Source organism: Klebsiella sp. BIGb0132, assembly GCF_024810075.1.
GTDB lineage: Bacteria > Pseudomonadota > Gammaproteobacteria > Enterobacterales > Enterobacteriaceae > Klebsiella > Klebsiella terrigena.
This window is the reverse complement of sequence record NZ_JANUDW010000001.1, coordinates 1,129,657-1,145,479: the sequence shown is the minus strand read 5'-3', so window position 1 is coordinate 1,145,479 and position 15,823 is coordinate 1,129,657. Positions and strand designations below refer to the sequence as shown.

Here is a 15,823-nt window from a genome sequence, read left to right as displayed (position 1 = left end):
GCCGCCGGCTGCGGTAAGGCGTGGGCGACCGGGCCGGGGCGCGTGGGCCGGATGTCGCCGCGGGCGCTAGCCCTTGCGCTCAGGCGATCCCGGCCGTGGGCTATTCAACCGTCCAGGCCTGGCTGAAGCTATCGTTGATAAAAATCTCTGCCAGCCCGCTAATCTGCTTCAGGCGTAAAACCTCATCGCTGTCCATTCCCAGCTCCTGGCCGATGCGCCGATCGTCCCAGCCCAGGCGGTAAAGATCGCGAACGATATCCGACATGGCGGCGATCTGATGCTTGCCTCGGGCGCGGTTGTGGCGAATGGTCGCGGCGATGCGCTCCTTCTTCCCCTGACGCGATACGTTGATCAGCGTAACCGGCAGATAGCCATGCAGGCGCTGGTGAATTTGCGGGTTGGCCGCGCTTATCAGATGCCGATGAAAGCCATCGACAACCAGATACTGCTCCTGCTGGCGAGCGACCACCACCGGCTGGGTGAAGCCATCCATTTCAACCGAGCGTTCCAGCAGCTTTTTCTCCGTTGCGCTCATGTTATTGGGGTTATAGTCATTCGCCGTGACCGATTCGGCGTCAACCCATAATACGCAATCCACGGGCTCGTCGCGGAAGGGGCTGTGTCGGTGGATAAGCGTCTTGAGCTGGTTTATGGCATCAATCTTGCTTTTCATATCTGAGAAAGATTCAAGGTATTCGGCCACGACCTTGCTGATATCCTTCGACATTACAGAGTCCCCCATGTCTTTCGTTTATTACTGATATTGTTGCAGTATCTTTTGTAATGCTCGGACTGGGTCGGGCTGAATGACAGCGTCCGGCACCAGTAATCATTCTTGAGGATCGTTTTGCAGATCCGGCGCCAGGAGGGAATATCGCGAAAGCCAAGGTCCTTCTCCTGGGCATCAGGAATATCCTGCGGAAAGCCGCGCGTCTGATACCAGTGCAGGTAGATGGCTATCTTGTTGCGGTAATGCTCGGCGGTTGTCTCCGGCATGCTGTCGAGCAGGAACAGCGCGTAGCTGCGCCAGGTATGCTGCTCCGGCTTGCGCATCTGCGTTCTGAGGGCGAAATAATCGCCGCTTTCGTTAGCGTACTTCGCGGCGCCGTGCGCGCCGGACACCCGGCGACACATCTTCTCCCAGGTGTCCGGTTCGAGCGTGTGGTAAAGCCATAACCCGCGGCGCTGCTCCGGGCCAAAGGGTTCGCACACGCGCATGTTTTTCAGCGTGACGCCGGCACGGTACATCAGGTCATACAGCGGGTTATAGGGGAGCTTTGATTTGGCGTTGAAGATCCAGATATCCTGAGTACGCCAGTCGTACAGAGGATAGCAGGTATAGCTTTTGCCTCCCGGCAGCGCCGTCGTCCAGGGTTTGTCATCAGCAAAACGCGATTTTGTCTGCGATGTCAGCGCCATATAGCGGTGTAGCGATTCGTCGGTGCGAATGCCGATCAGCGAGGCCAGGCTGCGTCCGGCGGCCAGCCACTGCACGAACGCCGGTACAAAGGACTCAAAGGTCATTGGGTACTGATAGAAGGGGAGGTCGCTGCCGCGGGTGACTGCCCCCGCTGGCGGCTGGCGTACCCATTCGACGCCGGGCTCCCAGCAGATCCACTCCGGCTGGTGCTGTGATACGCCGCTTACCGTGGTCAGCGGCAGGGCAATCCAGTAAAAGTGGCTGATGACGTCCTGATAGAGAGCCTGCATTTTTTCGACATGCTCAATGGTTAATAAATACTGCGCCTCCCAGTCAATAAACAGGACCACGAACTTTTTGCGCTTCTTACGCGCAACGGTTGCCGCCAGGTGAAACAGGATGGTTGAGTCCTTGCCCCCAGAGAAAGATAAACAAACCTGCTCAAATGATTCAAATACCCAGTCGAGGCGAAGCAGCGCCGCATCAAGCACATCCAGGTCGAGATTTATTTTCTTCACCAGCCCTCCAGGTTATTAAATGTAGGTTTAATTGTTCAGGCCCCGCGCGAACTAAGGGAATAGCCAACCTATATAGTTGAGCATCGCGAGCTTATTATTTATGCCAAGCTTGTCTTTTATTCTCAGATAGTAATGGGATACCTGCTTATTGCTCATGGAGAGCATCCGTTCGACGCCGCCGCGGGACGGTGAAGTATATGCGGCGCGAAGAACGTCATACTCTCTTTTTGTTAAGAGGCCGCCGCTGCGCAGCTCGCTATAATATCTCAGTAGCTTACCGATGCTGGCGGCGTTGCTGCCCTTGAGCTTTCTGCGCCACTCGCGTAATCCGGCCTGTTTAGAGATAAAGAAATCGGTCATGCCGTCTTTTATTTTGCGGTCGCTGATAATTAATATTGAGGCGTTACCGCGAATAATCAGCACCTGAATAACCGTGAGAAGAGCACAGATATTAGGGAAGTAGCTTTCTTCAAGAACAAAGAGATCCCCGGCACCGCTGGGCCGTACCGAGGCTTTTAGCGTCTCAAGGCCGTCGCTGAGGTACTGGTTCGCCATATAGGAATATGCAGAGATCGCCGCTGCCGGCGGGATATCCGTAAGGCTGCCGCCGCTATAGTTTTCCAACAATAGCTCAAGATCTAAGTAAGCGTAGTGTTCCGTATCGGGTTTAATTATCTTACTCTGTTGACCGGGTGCGCTTATTTGTTCATGCATAGAGAATGCCCGCAATTTTAATTGTTCACAGGGAGCGTCTGAACTCATGGGGAAAAATAATAAAGCGGGTTATATTGTTTTGGGTAGTTAATTTATCTTAACTAATCTTTAGTAAGGAAAATTGTCATTTTAATCACTGAAGCTCAAATCTTTTTATTTCTTATTTTTCTTTAGATGCTGATTTGCATCATTGACATTTTTAATTGTTTTTAAAACGGGTTACGATCGCGCGCTATCTTAAGGGCTGACGCGCTCTGTTTTGGCGCGAGGGGCAGAGGAATAGACCGCTTACTTTCGCCGTTGCTGCCAGGGCGGCTTATAATTAAGGGATCCTGTATCAGGCTGAAGATGAAGTCAATCCTATTTATGCCTTATTGAGCGCTTATTTAAAACGTTCTGCCGCGATAAATTAAAATAAAGCAAGGTGATTAATGGTGGTGATAAATCATAAGCGGCAGCAGAGGCGCTCATCCGCCGTTTTATCCCTGCGTGGTCCCGGTTTTGACTCAGCCTTTTCTCAGTTCTTTTTCCGCTCTGTCCTGGTTTTGCCCCTCATGACTTCTCATGAGGGGATTTTGCGCTGAGAAAAGGCTGCAGGCCGCCGCGGCTCAGGCATGGGATAGCGTCGGGAACATCAGCCTGTTGCCTTTAAAAATGTTCTCTTTGGCCGTAGAGATAAATAAGAAGTCGTCGCCCTCTATTTTTTCATACTCGCCGATGCGACCTTCGACGGGAGTGAAGCCTAAAATCGCCAGCTGGGTGCGTTGGTCGGCGAGCTCATTGACGATAGCCGACATCGAACCGCTGGCGTCGCAGAAAATATCAAAGCAGATCAGCGCACGATCGTTTTGCATCGCGATGGCCACGGCACTATTTTTTTCCGAATAGTAGACGAAGTGCTTCATAAACGCCGAGCAGTAGAACATCAGCAGGCCGAAGTTATTGTGCGCCGAGAGCTGAGAGAAGGGATTGGATTTCTGATAATAGTGCCTGAGGATTGCCACATCGCTCTCTTTATCCATATCAAGACGACGGAAGTCGCCCTGGGCTGGGGTCACCGGCAGGGTATACTGATACTCATCGTACTGCTCGAAGCCAAATCGCGGATAGAAATCGACGGTGGTAGAGTTAGCAAACAGAAAAATCGCGTCGGCCTTATCCTTCCAGTCATCGAGAATATGATTAATCAACTGTGTCGCAAGGCCTTTATCGCGATGGTCGGTATCGGTCATCACGGTGCCTATCTGAATATAGTGCACGAGCTTCCCTTGCCACTTGAGGTCGATGACGTTGGCGGAGGCGTTAGCAATTACCTTATTATTATCAACGAAAGCGTAGGGAATGTATGACTCGGTCCAGTAGCCTTTTTTGTACCAGTCCTTGAATGAGAGATCAAAGGTCTTAATAGCCAGGTCAATGAAGCTGTTCCTCAGGGCATCATTATCCATAACCTGTTTGACTAATTTGTATTTCATTGGCCGGTCTTCCTTTTTATTTATTCTGCTACACGACAGTGCTGATGATAATTTAATATTGAAAATCAATGACTCATCTATACCGGTAAGTATGAACGGTTCAGGATATTTGTACACCCCGCAGCCGAGGGTCATTTCTCAGGACGTTGGCTCGGTCACAGTAAATACGCGGGAAGCGGGTGCCTGGGCGACCCAGGGGAGGCCGCTGCGTGTGGGGAAGGCGGATAGAGCGGCGGCCAGTCGGCCTGATGCGGCATTTTTGACCCTATTTAGCGGTCGCGGTCCCAGTCGCAGATAATAAGCTTATCAAGGTCATGGCACCGAGGACGCCGGTTTGCTTCAGCAGAGCGGCTCAAAGCCTTCGGCGCCGTTCCCGGCGCGCTCCCCATGCACGAGGTCAGAAGCAGCGCCGCGCGGAGTATAAGCATTTTAACCATGGTAGCGCCTGTCAGCAGAATAAAATAGCCTGCCTGGTACCACTTCTGTTCGCTGAAATTGCAAGCGTGCTGTTTAATTTTGGATAATAAATCGCTGGTTAAACTAAAACGACAACGAGATGTATTACTTTATGATGCTATTGCCGGTAGATATCCTCGTAAGCCCATCGCGCTATTGCTATAAAACTCGCGGTTATTTAGTTAATAATAAATTTGTTACCGGGATTAAGTCATTTTATGGCGGTGAAAGACCTATAATCCCCGGCAGAAAATGGCGCGCGGCCTGTGCGGAAATAAACTTCCGTACGATGAATTCACGACCTGTTTATTGCTAAACGGTATGCCCGTCTTTTGGCCTTATACATCGAAGCGTCTATATATTTGACTGAATTAACAGGAATAATATGACCCAGTTACCGAAGTTTTCCACATCCCTGCTGCACCCTCGTTACGGCTTGATATGGCTGGGGGCCGGCCTGCTGTGGCTGGTTGTGCAGCTGCCGTATCCGCTTATTTACCGTCTCGGAACCTCGATTGGCCGCCTGGCGATGCGCTTTATGACGCGTCGTGCGCGCATTGCCCGGCGTAACGTCGAACTCTGCTTCCCGGAAATGAGCGCCGCGCAGCGCCACGAGATGGTGGTGCAGAATTTTGAATCGCTGGGCATGGGGGTAATGGAAACCGGCATGGCGTGGTTCTGGCCGGAGCGGCGGATTGCCCGCTGGACCGAGACCAGCGGGCTTGAGGCGGTCATCGATTTACAGGCGCAAAAGCAGGGAGTGCTGCTGATCGGCGTCCATTTTCTGACCCTTGAGCTCGGGGCGCGGATGTTCGGCATGCATACGCCGGGGATCGGCGTGTACCGCCCCAATGACAACCCGGTGCTTGACTGGCTGCAGACCTGCGGGCGGCTGCGTTCCAATAAGACGATGCTCGATCGCAAAAACCTGAAGGGAATGGTGCGGGTGCTGAAGGAGGGCGAAATTCTGTGGTACGCGCCCGATCATGACTACGGGCCAGGCAGCAGCGTGTTTGCGCCATTTTTTGGCGTGGAGCAGGCGGCAACGACGACTGGCACCTGGGTGCTGGCCAAAATGTCGAAGGCGACGATCGTCCCCTTCGTCCCACGGCGTAAGCCAAACGGCGGCGGATATGAGCTCATCTCTATGATCCCAGAGTCGAGGCCGCCGCTGGAGAATCCGCAAACCACGGCGACGTGGATGAACAAGATCGTCGAGAAGTGCATCCTGATGGCGCCGGAGCAATATATGTGGCTCCATCGCCGCTTTAAAACCTGCCCTGACGGCGTCGCTTCGCGCTATTGAGCGCCGGTTGAGCGTTTCCGGCTTATGATATGTCCTGACTAACAGGACATATTAACGCGGAAGGAATGCCCCCATGACCGACAAACACTGGTCGAGAACCGAACGTCTGCACCAGACGGTGACCAATCCGAATATCATTATTAAAGGCACCCACAGCTACTACAGCGACTGCTGGGACAACGGCTTTGAGCGCTCCGTGGTGCGCTATCTGCACGGGGATGCGGTTAGCCAGCAGTGGCAGCCCTTAGGACAGCTGGATAAGCTCATCATCGGCAATTTCGTCTGCATCGGCGCGGAAACGGCGATCCTGATGGGCGGCAACAGCACCCATCGGATCGACTGGATCAGCCTCTATCCGTTTATGGAGTCCATTGCCGCATCGTATCAGCACCGCGGCGATACGGTGCTCAACGATGGCTGCTGGCTTGGCATGCGGGCGATGATTATGCCCGGCGTGACGATAGGCGAAGGGGCGGTGGTTGCCGCAGGCGCGGTGGTGACTAAAGACGTGCCGCCGTATGCGGTGGTGGGCGGTAACCCGGCCAAATTTATCAAATACCGCTTTGCCGAGTCGGATATTCAGCGCCTGCTTGCGCTGAACCTCTACGCTTTGCCGGAGGACGAGCTGCTGGCGCTGCAGCCGCTGCTGTCCGGGGAGGATATTACGGCGCTGGAGCAGGCGGTGCGGCGCCTTCGCTAACGCGTGAAAGTCCCGCAGCAGAAGGGCGGCGGGCGAGTGCCGCTTGACTTCGCCGCGACGGCGAGGTCGTCAGGATAGCCTGCCTGACCCCGCCGAAGAGCGCTCGGGGGCATAACAATACGATTTTTCAGCGTCAGCGCCGGTAAAGAGTAGGAATTAAATAGCATGATGCGTCTCCGTGGAGCCCGTTCGCTATCGGCGCGTAAACCGTCGCGCCCGAGGGAATGAACGCTGAATAAACGATGGATGCAGAGTGGTTCCCGGATATTTTTAATGAAATGGCAAAAGTGTTAATAAACTATTGCTGGTTTTGTCTAAAAACAAAAAATGGCTAAACTTAATAAACGCAGAGCGATATAACGCGTTCAAGGTCATGACCCCTATCATAAATAGGTAGGGTAAATGTGGTATCATCGCGCCTTTCCCTTTTCGTTTGGGCCCTTTTTATGCAACAACCTGTTGTTCGCGTTGGAGAATGGCTGGTTACTCCCTCTGTTAACCAAATTAGCCGGAAGGGACGCCAGCTCACTCTTGAACCGCGCTTAATCGATCTTCTGGTTTTCTTTGCCCGCCATCCTGGCGAAGTGCTCAGCAGGGACGAGCTGATTGATAATGTCTGGACGCGCAACGTTGTGACCAGCCACGTCGTCACCCAGAGCATTTCTGAACTGCGCAAGTCGCTGAAGGACGGCGACGATAGCAGCCTCGAATATATCGCAACGGTACCGAAACGCGGCTATAAGCTGACGGTGCCGGTCATCTGGTGTACGGAGGAGGGGGAAGAGCTGACGCCGCTCCTTTCGCCGCTCGCGCCGCAGGCGGTGCCGGAAGCCGCTGCGCCATCCGCGCCCGTCGCGTCCGGCGTTCAACCCCCGGCCAGGCCGGAGAGACGCAAGGGGATCAGCACCTTTATCGTCTGGGGGCTGTTCCTGCTGGCGCTGGCAACCTGCGTGGCGCTGGTGGCGCTGTCGAGCATCGAATCGCGCCCGCCGGTCAATAAAGCCCGCCTGCTGTTAAACCCGCGCGACATCGATATCCACCTGCTTAACGGTAACTCCTGCACCAACTGGGCGTCTCAGCACTCCTACGCGGTGGGGCTTGGCAGCCTGGTGACCACCTCGCTGAATACCTTCTCCACCTTTATGGTGCATGACAAAACCAACTACAACATCAACGAGCCGAGCAGCTCGGGTAAAACGCTGACTATTGAGTTCGTCAACCAGCGCCACTACCGCGCCCAGCAGTGCTTTATGTCGGTGCAGATGGTGGATAACGCCGACGGTTCCACCATGATGGACAAGCGCTACTTCATCACCAGCGACAACCAGCTGTCGATTCAAAACGATCTGCTCAATAGCCTGTCGGAAGCGCTCAAGCAGCCGTGGCCGGAACGCATGCAGACCATGCTTAAGCAGTACCAGCCTTCGCAAAGCGTTGCGCTGACCCACTTCTACCAGTCGCATCAGCTATTAATGAATGGTGATGTCGAATCATTAGGAAAAGCCAGCGCGCTGCTTGATGACGTTATTAAACAGGCTCCTGACTTTACCTATGCGTATGCGGAAAAGGCGCTGGTGGACGTATTACGTCATTCGCAACAGCCGCTGGATGAACAGCAGCTCGCGGCGCTGTATGCGGAAATAAACCGGGTTGGCGATATGCCGGGTATTAAAGATCTGGCGGTGTTTTATCAAATTAAAGCCGTGGATATGCTGGGGCAGGGGAAAGTAGACGAAGCGTACCATGCGATTAATACCGGGATTGACATGGAAATGTCGTGGATGAATTACGTACTGCTGGGTAAAGTCTACGAGATGAAGGGCGAGAACCGGGAAGCAGCCGATGCTTACCTGACCGCTTTTAATTTACGCCCTGGCGAAAACACCTTTTACTGGATTGAAAACGCGGTATTCCAGACCTCGGTTACCCGGGTGGTGCCGTATCTCGATAACTTCCTCTCTTCAGAATAAGTAAACCCTCACCGTGCGAATGGTTTTTGGCATGGTGAGGTTAAACTTATGTTTCTCATGAGGCCGGCGATTGTTATATTTATGGAGTGATTTAACTGCCGCTTGCAACACATTTCCAACATAAAAATCTTCTCGTAACTGACTGTAATTTAATGATGTTTATCTTTTTATGATATCAACATGTCATCCTGATATGTTAATCAAAAAAGGTCAAAATATCATTTGTCTGATGTTTGCCGTTATTTCACTTTATCTTTAGGACTTATCTTCTTTGAATCAGTAATCTGGTTGGCAGTTGGTCGGGTCAATAAAAGGTTCACTATCATGATCTGTACCTCCCAAATAAACTTAGGAGAAAAGCAAACATGAGTTCTGCCAAGAAGATCGGGCTATTTGCCTGTACCGGCGTAGTTGCCGGTAATATGATGGGGAGCGGTATTGCATTATTACCTGCGAACCTCGCCAGTATTGGTTCAATTGCAATCTGGGGGTGGGTGATTTCTATTATTGGCGCAATGTCTCTGGCTTATGTTTATGCCCGACTGGCGACCAAGAATCCGCAGCAGGGTGGCCCAATTGCGTACGCTGGAGAAATATCTCCGGCGTTCGGTTTCCAGACCGGCGTCCTTTATTATCATGCCAACTGGATTGGTAACCTGGCTATCGGGATTACCGCCGTATCCTACCTGTCGACATTCTTCCCTATATTAAATAACCCGGTTCCAGCCGGTATTGCCTGTATTGCAATCGTCTGGATATTTACCTTCGTTAATATGCTCGGGGGGACCTGGGTAAGCCGCCTGACCACCATTGGTCTGGTGCTGGTATTAATTCCGGTGGTCATGACGGCGGTTGTCGGCTGGCACTGGTTTGACGCTGCCACCTATCAGGCAAACTGGAACACCTCCAGCACCACCGACAGCCACGCGGTCGTGAAAAGTATCCTGCTGTGCCTGTGGGCCTTCGTCGGCGTAGAATCCGCCGCCGTCAGTACCGGGATGGTGAAAAACCCGAAACGTACCGTGCCGCTGGCTACCATGCTGGGTACCGCGCTGGCAGGTATCGTTTATATCGCCGCGACTCAGGTTATTGCCGGGATGTACCCTGCTGCGCAGATGGCCGCATCGGGCGCACCGTTCGCCATTAGTGCTTCAACTATCCTCGGCGGCTGGGCGGCTCCGATGGTTTCCGCCTTCACCGCCTTTGCCTGCCTGACCTCTCTCGGTTCGTGGATGATGCTGGTTGGCCAGGCCGGCGTACGTGCCGCCAACGACGGTAACTTCCCGAAAATCTACGGCGAACTTGATAGCAACGGTAACCCGAAAAAAGGCCTGCTGCTGGCGGCGGTGAAAATGACCGTGCTGATGGTGCTGATTACCCTGATGAACTCCAGCGGCGGTAAAGCCTCTGACCTGTTCGGCGAGCTGACCGGTATCGCCGTACTGCTGACCATGCTGCCTTACTTCTACTCCTGCGTTGACCTGATTCGCTTCGAAGGCATCAACATTCGTAACCTGGTGAGCCTGATTTGTTCGGTGCTGGGCTGCGGCTTCTGCTTCATCGCCCTGATGGGGGCTAGCTCCTTCGAACTGGCCGGGACCTTTATCGTCAGCCTGATAATCCTGATGTTCTACGGCCGCAAAATGCACCAGCGCCAGCACGCCAATGACTCTGCTGACAACTCTACCGCCGGCGCACATTAATCAGTAACCCCTTTTCCTGGAGCTCCTTCCTGCACCTGTCACCACGTGGCGGGAGGGGCTTTCTCTATCTGGAGATTTGACTATGAACGTTATCGCAATCATGAATCACATGGGCGTCTACTTTAAAGAAGAGCCTATCCGTGAACTGCATCGTGCCCTTGAACGCCTGGACTTCCGTATTGTCTATCCGAACGACCGCGAAGATTTACTGAAACTTATCGAAAATAACTCCCGCCTGTGCGGCGTTATCTTTGACTGGGATAAATACAATCTTGAGCTGTGCGAAGAGATCAGCAAGCTGAACGAATATATGCCGCTGTACGCCTTCGCCAACACCTACTCCACGCTGGACGTCAGTCTCAACGATCTGCGGATGCAGGTTCGCTTCTTCGAATATGCGCTGGGCGCGGCTGACGACATCGCCGATAAAATCAAACAGAACACCGATGAGTATATCGATGCGATTCTGCCGCCGCTGACCAAGGCGCTGTTCAAATACGTGCGTGAAGGCAAATACACCTTCTGTACCCCAGGCCACATGGGCGGTACCGCCTTCCAGAAAAGCCCGGTAGGCAGCATCTTCTACGATTTCTTTGGCCCGAACACCATGAAGTCGGATATCTCGATTTCGGTTTCTGAGCTGGGCTCCCTGCTGGATCACAGCGGCCCGCACAAAGAAGCGGAAGAGTATATCGCCCGCGTCTTTAACGCTGAACGCAGCTACATGGTGACCAACGGCACCTCTACCGCCAACAAAATCGTCGGTATGTATTCGGCTCCGGCCGGCAGCACCGTGCTGATTGACCGTAACTGCCACAAATCGCTGACCCATCTGATGATGATGAGCGACATTACGCCAATCTACTTCCGCCCGACCCGTAACGCCTACGGTATCCTCGGCGGCATCCCGCAGAGCGAATTCCAGCACGCAACCATCGCGAAGCGCGTTAAAGAGACCCCGAACGCGACCTGGCCGGTGCACGCGGTTATCACCAACTCCACCTACGATGGCCTGCTGTACAACACCGATTTCATCAAGAAAACCCTCGATGTTAAATCCATCCACTTTGACTCAGCGTGGGTGCCTTACACCAACTTCTCGCCAATCTATGCCGGTAAATGCGGGATGAGCGGCGGCCGCGTGGAAGGGAAAATTATTTACGAAACCCAGTCCACCCACAAGCTGCTGGCGGCGTTCTCCCAGGCTTCAATGATCCACGTGAAAGGTGACATCAACGAAGAAACCTTTAACGAAGCCTACATGATGCACACCACCACCTCTCCGCACTACGGGATCGTGGCCTCCACCGAAACCGCCGCGGCGATGATGAAAGGCAACGCCGGTAAGCGTCTGATCGACGGCTCTATTGAGCGTTCAATCAAGTTCCGTAAAGAGATCAAGCGTCTGAAAGGCGAGTCTGAAGGCTGGTTCTTCGACGTATGGCAGCCGGAGCATATCGACGGCGCCGAATGCTGGCCGCTGCGCTCCGACAGCGCATGGCACGGTTTCAAAAACATCGATAACGAGCACATGTACCTCGACCCGATTAAGGTCACTCTGCTGACTCCGGGGATGAAAAAAGACGGCACCATGGATGAGTTCGGTATTCCGGCCAGCATCGTGGCGAAATACCTCGACGAACACGGCATCGTGGTCGAGAAAACCGGCCCGTACAACCTGCTGTTCCTGTTCAGCATTGGTATCGACAAAACTAAGGCTCTGAGCCTGCTGCGCACGCTAACCGACTTCAAACGCGCGTTCGACCTCAACCTGCGTGTGAAAAACATGCTGCCGTCTCTGTACCGCGAAGATCCTGAATTCTATGAAAACATGCGCGTTCAGGAGCTGGCACAGAACATTCACAAGCTGGTCGAGCATCACAACCTGCCGGACCTGATGTTCCGCGCGTTCGAAGTGCTGCCAAAAATGATGGTGACGCCGTACGCCGCGTTCCAGAAAGAGCTGCACGGTCAGACCGAAGAGGTCTATCTCGAAGAGATGGTTGGTCGCGTCAATGCCAACATGATCCTGCCGTATCCTCCGGGAGTTCCGCTGGTCATGCCGGGTGAGATGATCACCGAAGAGAGCCGTCCGGTGCTGGAGTTCCTGCAGATGCTGTGCGAAATCGGCGCCCACTACCCGGGCTTCGAAACCGATATCCACGGCGCATATCGTCAGGCGGATGGTCGCTACACCGTTAAGGTGCTGAAAGACGAAAACACCAAGTAACTGAAGCACCAAAGGGAAGTGGCCTGCCACTTCCCTTTTTCACGCTGCAAGGAGACCTCATGAAAACACCCTCACAGCCGCGCGCGATCTATTACATCGTAGCGATTCAAATCTGGGAATACTTCAGCTTTTACGGCATGCGTGCCCTACTTATCCTCTACCTCACCCATCAGCTTGGCTTTGATGACAGCCACGCGATCAGCCTGTTTAGCGCCTACGCCTCTCTGGTTTACGTTACCCCTATTCTCGGCGGCTGGCTTGCCGACCGCCTGCTCGGCAACCGCACGGCGGTCATTGCCGGCGCGCTGCTGATGACGCTCGGCCACGTGGTGCTCGGCGTCGAATCCGATGCAACCTGGAGCCTGTACCTCGCGCTGGCGATCATCATCTGCGGCTACGGTCTGTTCAAATCCAACATCAGCTGCCTGCTCGGCGAGCTCTACGCCGTTGACGACCCTCGTCGCGACGGCGGTTTTTCGCTGCTCTACGCGGCGGGGAACGTCGGCTCCATCGCCGCGCCGATTGCCTGCGGGCTGACCGCCCAGTGGTACGGCTGGCACATCGGCTTTGCGCTGGCGGGGATCGGCATGTTTATCGGTCTGCTGATTTTCTTAAGCGGCAGCCGCTACTTCCGCCACACCCGCGGCGTCGACAAGCAGGCGCTGCGGGCGGTGAAGTTTGTGCTGCCGACCTGGGGCTGGCTGGTGGTGATGCTGTGCGTAGCGCCGGTGTTCTTTACGCTGCTGCTGCAAAATAACTGGTCCGGCTATCTGCTGGCGATCGTCTGCGTGTTTGCCGCCCAGATGGTCGCGCGGATCATGATCGCCTCCCCGCAGCACCGCCGAGCGCTGTGGCAAATCGTTCTGCTGATGCTGACCGGGACGCTGTTCTGGGTTCTGGCGCAGCAGGGCGGCAGCTCGATTAGCCTGTTTATCGACCACTTCGTTAACCGTCGCCTGCTGAATATTGAAGTGCCGACGGCGCTGTTCCAGTCGGTCAACGCGGTGGCGGTGATGGCGGCGGGGGTGGCGCTGGCGTGGCTGATGCGCCCGGAAGGCGCCACCCGCTCCGCGCTGCGGGTATGGCTGAAATTCGCCTTTGGCCTGGTGCTGATGGGCTGCGGATTTATGCTGCTGGCGCTTAACGCCCGCCACGCAACCGTCGACGGCCAGGCCTCAATGGGGCTGATGGTCGGCGGGCTGGCGCTGATGGGGTTTGCCGAGCTGTTTATCGACCCGGTGGCGATGGCGCAGATTACCCGCCTCAACATGCCCGGTGTGACCGGGGTGCTGACCGGTATTTACATGCTCGCCACCGGCGCGGTCGCCAACTGGCTGGCGGGGATGGTGGCGCAGCAGACCACCGAATCGCAAATCAGCGAAACGGCCATTGCCGCTTATCAGCACTTTTTCTCCCAGATGGGCGCATGGACGCTCGGCTGCGTGGCGGCGATCGTGCTGCTGGCGTTTGCCGCAACCTGCAGCCTTAGCAAACGTCGCGCCGCCGGAGAAATTCCCGGCGGCGGCGCGTAAGGCCTGAGGCTATCTCAGGTGCGGGAGCGGCATGCGCTCCTTGCACCGTTCAACAATCAGGAGGAGGATATTCTGGCTGGTGCGGAAGCCTAAGATAAAAAATCGTTAGTGAAGCGATGGCTGAGTGAGATCGGCCGGAAGTGAAGCCAGGTTCGTTAAGATTGTTCTCCGGCGATAACGCCTGAGACGGGCCGCGCCGGAGGGTGACCTGGTTCAATTATCGAAGCAAGTTTGAAAGCAGGGTTATGAGGAACCAACATGTCTGAACAACAAGCACAAAGTGCCGATGAGGCAATTGACCTTAATAATGAACTGAAAAGCCGTCGTGAAAAGCTGGCTGCGCTGCGCGAGCAGGGTATCCCGTTCCCGAACGATTTTCGCCGTGACCATACCTCTGACCAGCTGCACGCTGAATTTGACGGCAAGGACAACGAAGCGCTCACCTCCTTGAACGTTGAAGTCTCCGTGGCTGGCCGCATGATGACCCGTCGTATCATGGGTAAAGCCTCCTTCGTGACCTTGCAGGACGTTGGCGGCCGCATCCAGCTGTACGTGGCGCGTGACGATCTTCCGGAAGGCGTCTACAACGAACAGTTTAAAAAGTGGGATCTCGGCGACATCATCGCCGCCCGCGGTAAGCTGTTCAAAACCCAAACCGGCGAGCTCTCTATCCACTGCAGCGAGCTGCGTCTGCTGACCAAAGCCCTGCGCCCGCTGCCGGATAAGTTCCACGGCCTGCAGGATCAGGAGGCGCGCTATCGCCAGCGCTATCTGGATCTGATTTCCAATGACGCCTCGCGCCACACCTTTAAAGTACGCTCGCAGATCCTCGCGACGATGCGTCAGTTCATGGTGGCTCGCGGTTTTATGGAAGTCGAAACCCCGATGATGCAGGTGATCCCGGGCGGCGCGTCAGCCCGTCCGTTTATCACCCACCACAACGCGCTGGACATGGACATGTACCTGCGCATTGCGCCGGAACTGTACCTTAAACGCCTGGTCGTTGGCGGCTTCGAGCGCGTCTTTGAGATCAACCGTAACTTCCGTAACGAAGGCATCTCCGTGCGCCATAACCCCGAGTTCACCATGATGGAACTCTATATGGCGTACGCGGATTACAAAGATCTGATCGAACTCACCGAGTCGCTGTTCCGCACCCTGGCGCAGACCGTGCTGGGTAAAACCGAAGTGCCTTACGGCGACCAGGTTTTCGACTTCGGCAAGCCGTTTGAAAAGCTGACCATGCGCGAGGCTATCAAGAAATATCGTCCGCAAACTGAGATGGCGGATCTCGATAGCTTCGACGCGGCGAAAGCGATTGCCGAATCTATCGGCATCAACGTTGAGAAGAGCTGGGGCCTGGGCCGCATCGTCACCGAAATCTTTGACGAAGTGGCGGAAGCGCACCTGATTCAGCCGACCTTCATCACCGAGTACCCGGCAGAAGTGTCGCCTCTGGCGCGGCGTAACGACGCCAATCCGGAGATCACCGACCGCTTTGAGTTCTTTATCGGCGGACGTGAAATCGGCAACGGCTTCAGCGAGCTCAACGACGCCGAAGACCAGGCGCAGCGCTTCCTCGACCAGGTGAACGCCAAGGCCGCCGGCGACGACGAAGCGATGTTCTATGACGAAGACTACGTGACCGCGCTGGAGTATGGTCTGCCGCCGACTGCCGGTCTGGGCATTGGTATCGACCGAATGGTGATGCTGTTTACCAACAGCCACACCATCCGCGACGTGATCCTGTTCCCGGCGATGCGTCCGCAGAAATAAGCGACCGTAAAAAGCAAAGCCCC

Annotated in this window: 11 protein-coding genes; 7 read left to right on the top strand and 4 right to left on the bottom strand. The window is 54.8% G+C overall.

Annotated elements, in window-relative coordinates:
* Window positions 1–100 precede the first annotated feature (100 nt).
* The 4 genes from M2416_RS05260 to M2416_RS05245 form a co-directional block, all read right to left on the bottom strand.
* Window positions 101–727: an IbrB-like domain-containing protein gene (locus M2416_RS05260; RefSeq protein ID WP_259222508.1), complete on the bottom strand. Its 627-nt coding sequence runs from the start codon at window positions 725–727 to the stop codon at window positions 101–103.
* Complete coding sequence (locus M2416_RS05255) at window positions 727–1,941, bottom strand: phosphoadenosine phosphosulfate reductase (RefSeq protein ID WP_259222874.1); 1,215 nt, start codon at window positions 1,939–1,941, stop codon at window positions 727–729. The genes M2416_RS05260 and M2416_RS05255 overlap by 1 nt, the downstream gene beginning before the upstream one ends.
* A 48-nt stretch (window positions 1,942–1,989) precedes the next feature.
* A complete protein-coding gene (locus M2416_RS05250) occupies window positions 1,990–2,652 on the bottom strand; it encodes a hypothetical protein (protein ID WP_139339371.1) in 663 nt (220 codons plus the stop codon).
* A 608-nt stretch (window positions 2,653–3,260) separates the two neighbouring features.
* A complete protein-coding gene (locus M2416_RS05245; protein WP_123706862.1) occupies window positions 3,261–4,127 on the bottom strand; it encodes a GNAT family N-acetyltransferase in 867 nt (288 codons plus the stop codon).
* A gap of 841 nt (window positions 4,128–4,968) precedes the next feature.
* Here M2416_RS05245 and M2416_RS05240 point away from each other — a divergent pair.
* From M2416_RS05240 to lysS, 7 genes are all read left to right on the top strand, one after another.
* Window positions 4,969–5,889, top strand: a complete 921-nt coding sequence (locus tag M2416_RS05240) for a Kdo(2)-lipid IV(A) acyltransferase (RefSeq protein WP_259222507.1) — start codon at window positions 4,969–4,971, stop codon at window positions 5,887–5,889.
* Between the two features lie 73 nt (window positions 5,890–5,962).
* Entirely contained in the window at window positions 5,963–6,589 is a 627-nt protein-coding gene (locus M2416_RS05235; protein WP_259222506.1) for a CatB-related O-acetyltransferase, read from the top strand.
* 446 nt (window positions 6,590–7,035) lie between these two features.
* Window positions 7,036–8,559 (top strand): lysine decarboxylation/transport transcriptional activator CadC, encoded by a 1,524-nt coding sequence (cadC, locus tag M2416_RS05230; RefSeq protein ID WP_041144420.1) that lies wholly within the window; start codon window positions 7,036–7,038, stop codon window positions 8,557–8,559.
* Window positions 8,560–8,924: 365 nt separating this feature from the next.
* Complete coding sequence (gene cadB / locus M2416_RS05225; protein ID WP_041144421.1) at window positions 8,925–10,262, top strand: cadaverine/lysine antiporter; 1,338 nt, start codon at window positions 8,925–8,927, stop codon at window positions 10,260–10,262.
* Between the two features lie 82 nt (window positions 10,263–10,344).
* A complete protein-coding gene (gene cadA / locus M2416_RS05220; protein WP_259222505.1) occupies window positions 10,345–12,492 on the top strand; it encodes a lysine decarboxylase CadA in 2,148 nt (715 codons plus the stop codon).
* Between the two features lie 59 nt (window positions 12,493–12,551).
* Window positions 12,552–14,024, top strand: coding sequence for a dipeptide permease DtpD (gene dtpD / locus M2416_RS05215; protein WP_195709729.1), 1,473 nt, complete (start codon window positions 12,552–12,554; stop codon window positions 14,022–14,024).
* Between the two features lie 258 nt (window positions 14,025–14,282).
* Window positions 14,283–15,800: a lysine--tRNA ligase gene (gene lysS, locus M2416_RS05210; RefSeq protein WP_041144424.1), complete on the top strand. Its 1,518-nt coding sequence runs from the start codon at window positions 14,283–14,285 to the stop codon at window positions 15,798–15,800.
* Window positions 15,801–15,823 lie beyond the last annotated feature (23 nt).

Coding starts and splice junctions, on each gene's coding strand:
- M2416_RS05260 (WP_259222508.1), bottom strand. CDS start 727: ATGTCGAAGGATATCAGCAAGGTCGTGGCCGAATACCTTGAATCTTTC.
- M2416_RS05250 (WP_139339371.1), bottom strand. CDS start 2,652: ATGCATGAACAAATAAGCGCACCCGGTCAACAGAGTAAGATAATTAAA.
- M2416_RS05245 (WP_123706862.1), bottom strand. CDS start 4,127: ATGAAATACAAATTAGTCAAACAGGTTATGGATAATGATGCCCTGAGG.
- M2416_RS05240 (WP_259222507.1), top strand. CDS start 4,969: ATGACCCAGTTACCGAAGTTTTCCACATCCCTGCTGCACCCTCGTTAC.
- M2416_RS05235 (WP_259222506.1), top strand. CDS start 5,963: ATGACCGACAAACACTGGTCGAGAACCGAACGTCTGCACCAGACGGTG.
- cadC (WP_041144420.1), top strand. CDS start 7,036: ATGCAACAACCTGTTGTTCGCGTTGGAGAATGGCTGGTTACTCCCTCT.
- cadB (WP_041144421.1), top strand. CDS start 8,925: ATGAGTTCTGCCAAGAAGATCGGGCTATTTGCCTGTACCGGCGTAGTT.
- cadA (WP_259222505.1), top strand. CDS start 10,345: ATGAACGTTATCGCAATCATGAATCACATGGGCGTCTACTTTAAAGAA.
- dtpD (WP_195709729.1), top strand. CDS start 12,552: ATGAAAACACCCTCACAGCCGCGCGCGATCTATTACATCGTAGCGATT.
- lysS (WP_041144424.1), top strand. CDS start 14,283: ATGTCTGAACAACAAGCACAAAGTGCCGATGAGGCAATTGACCTTAAT.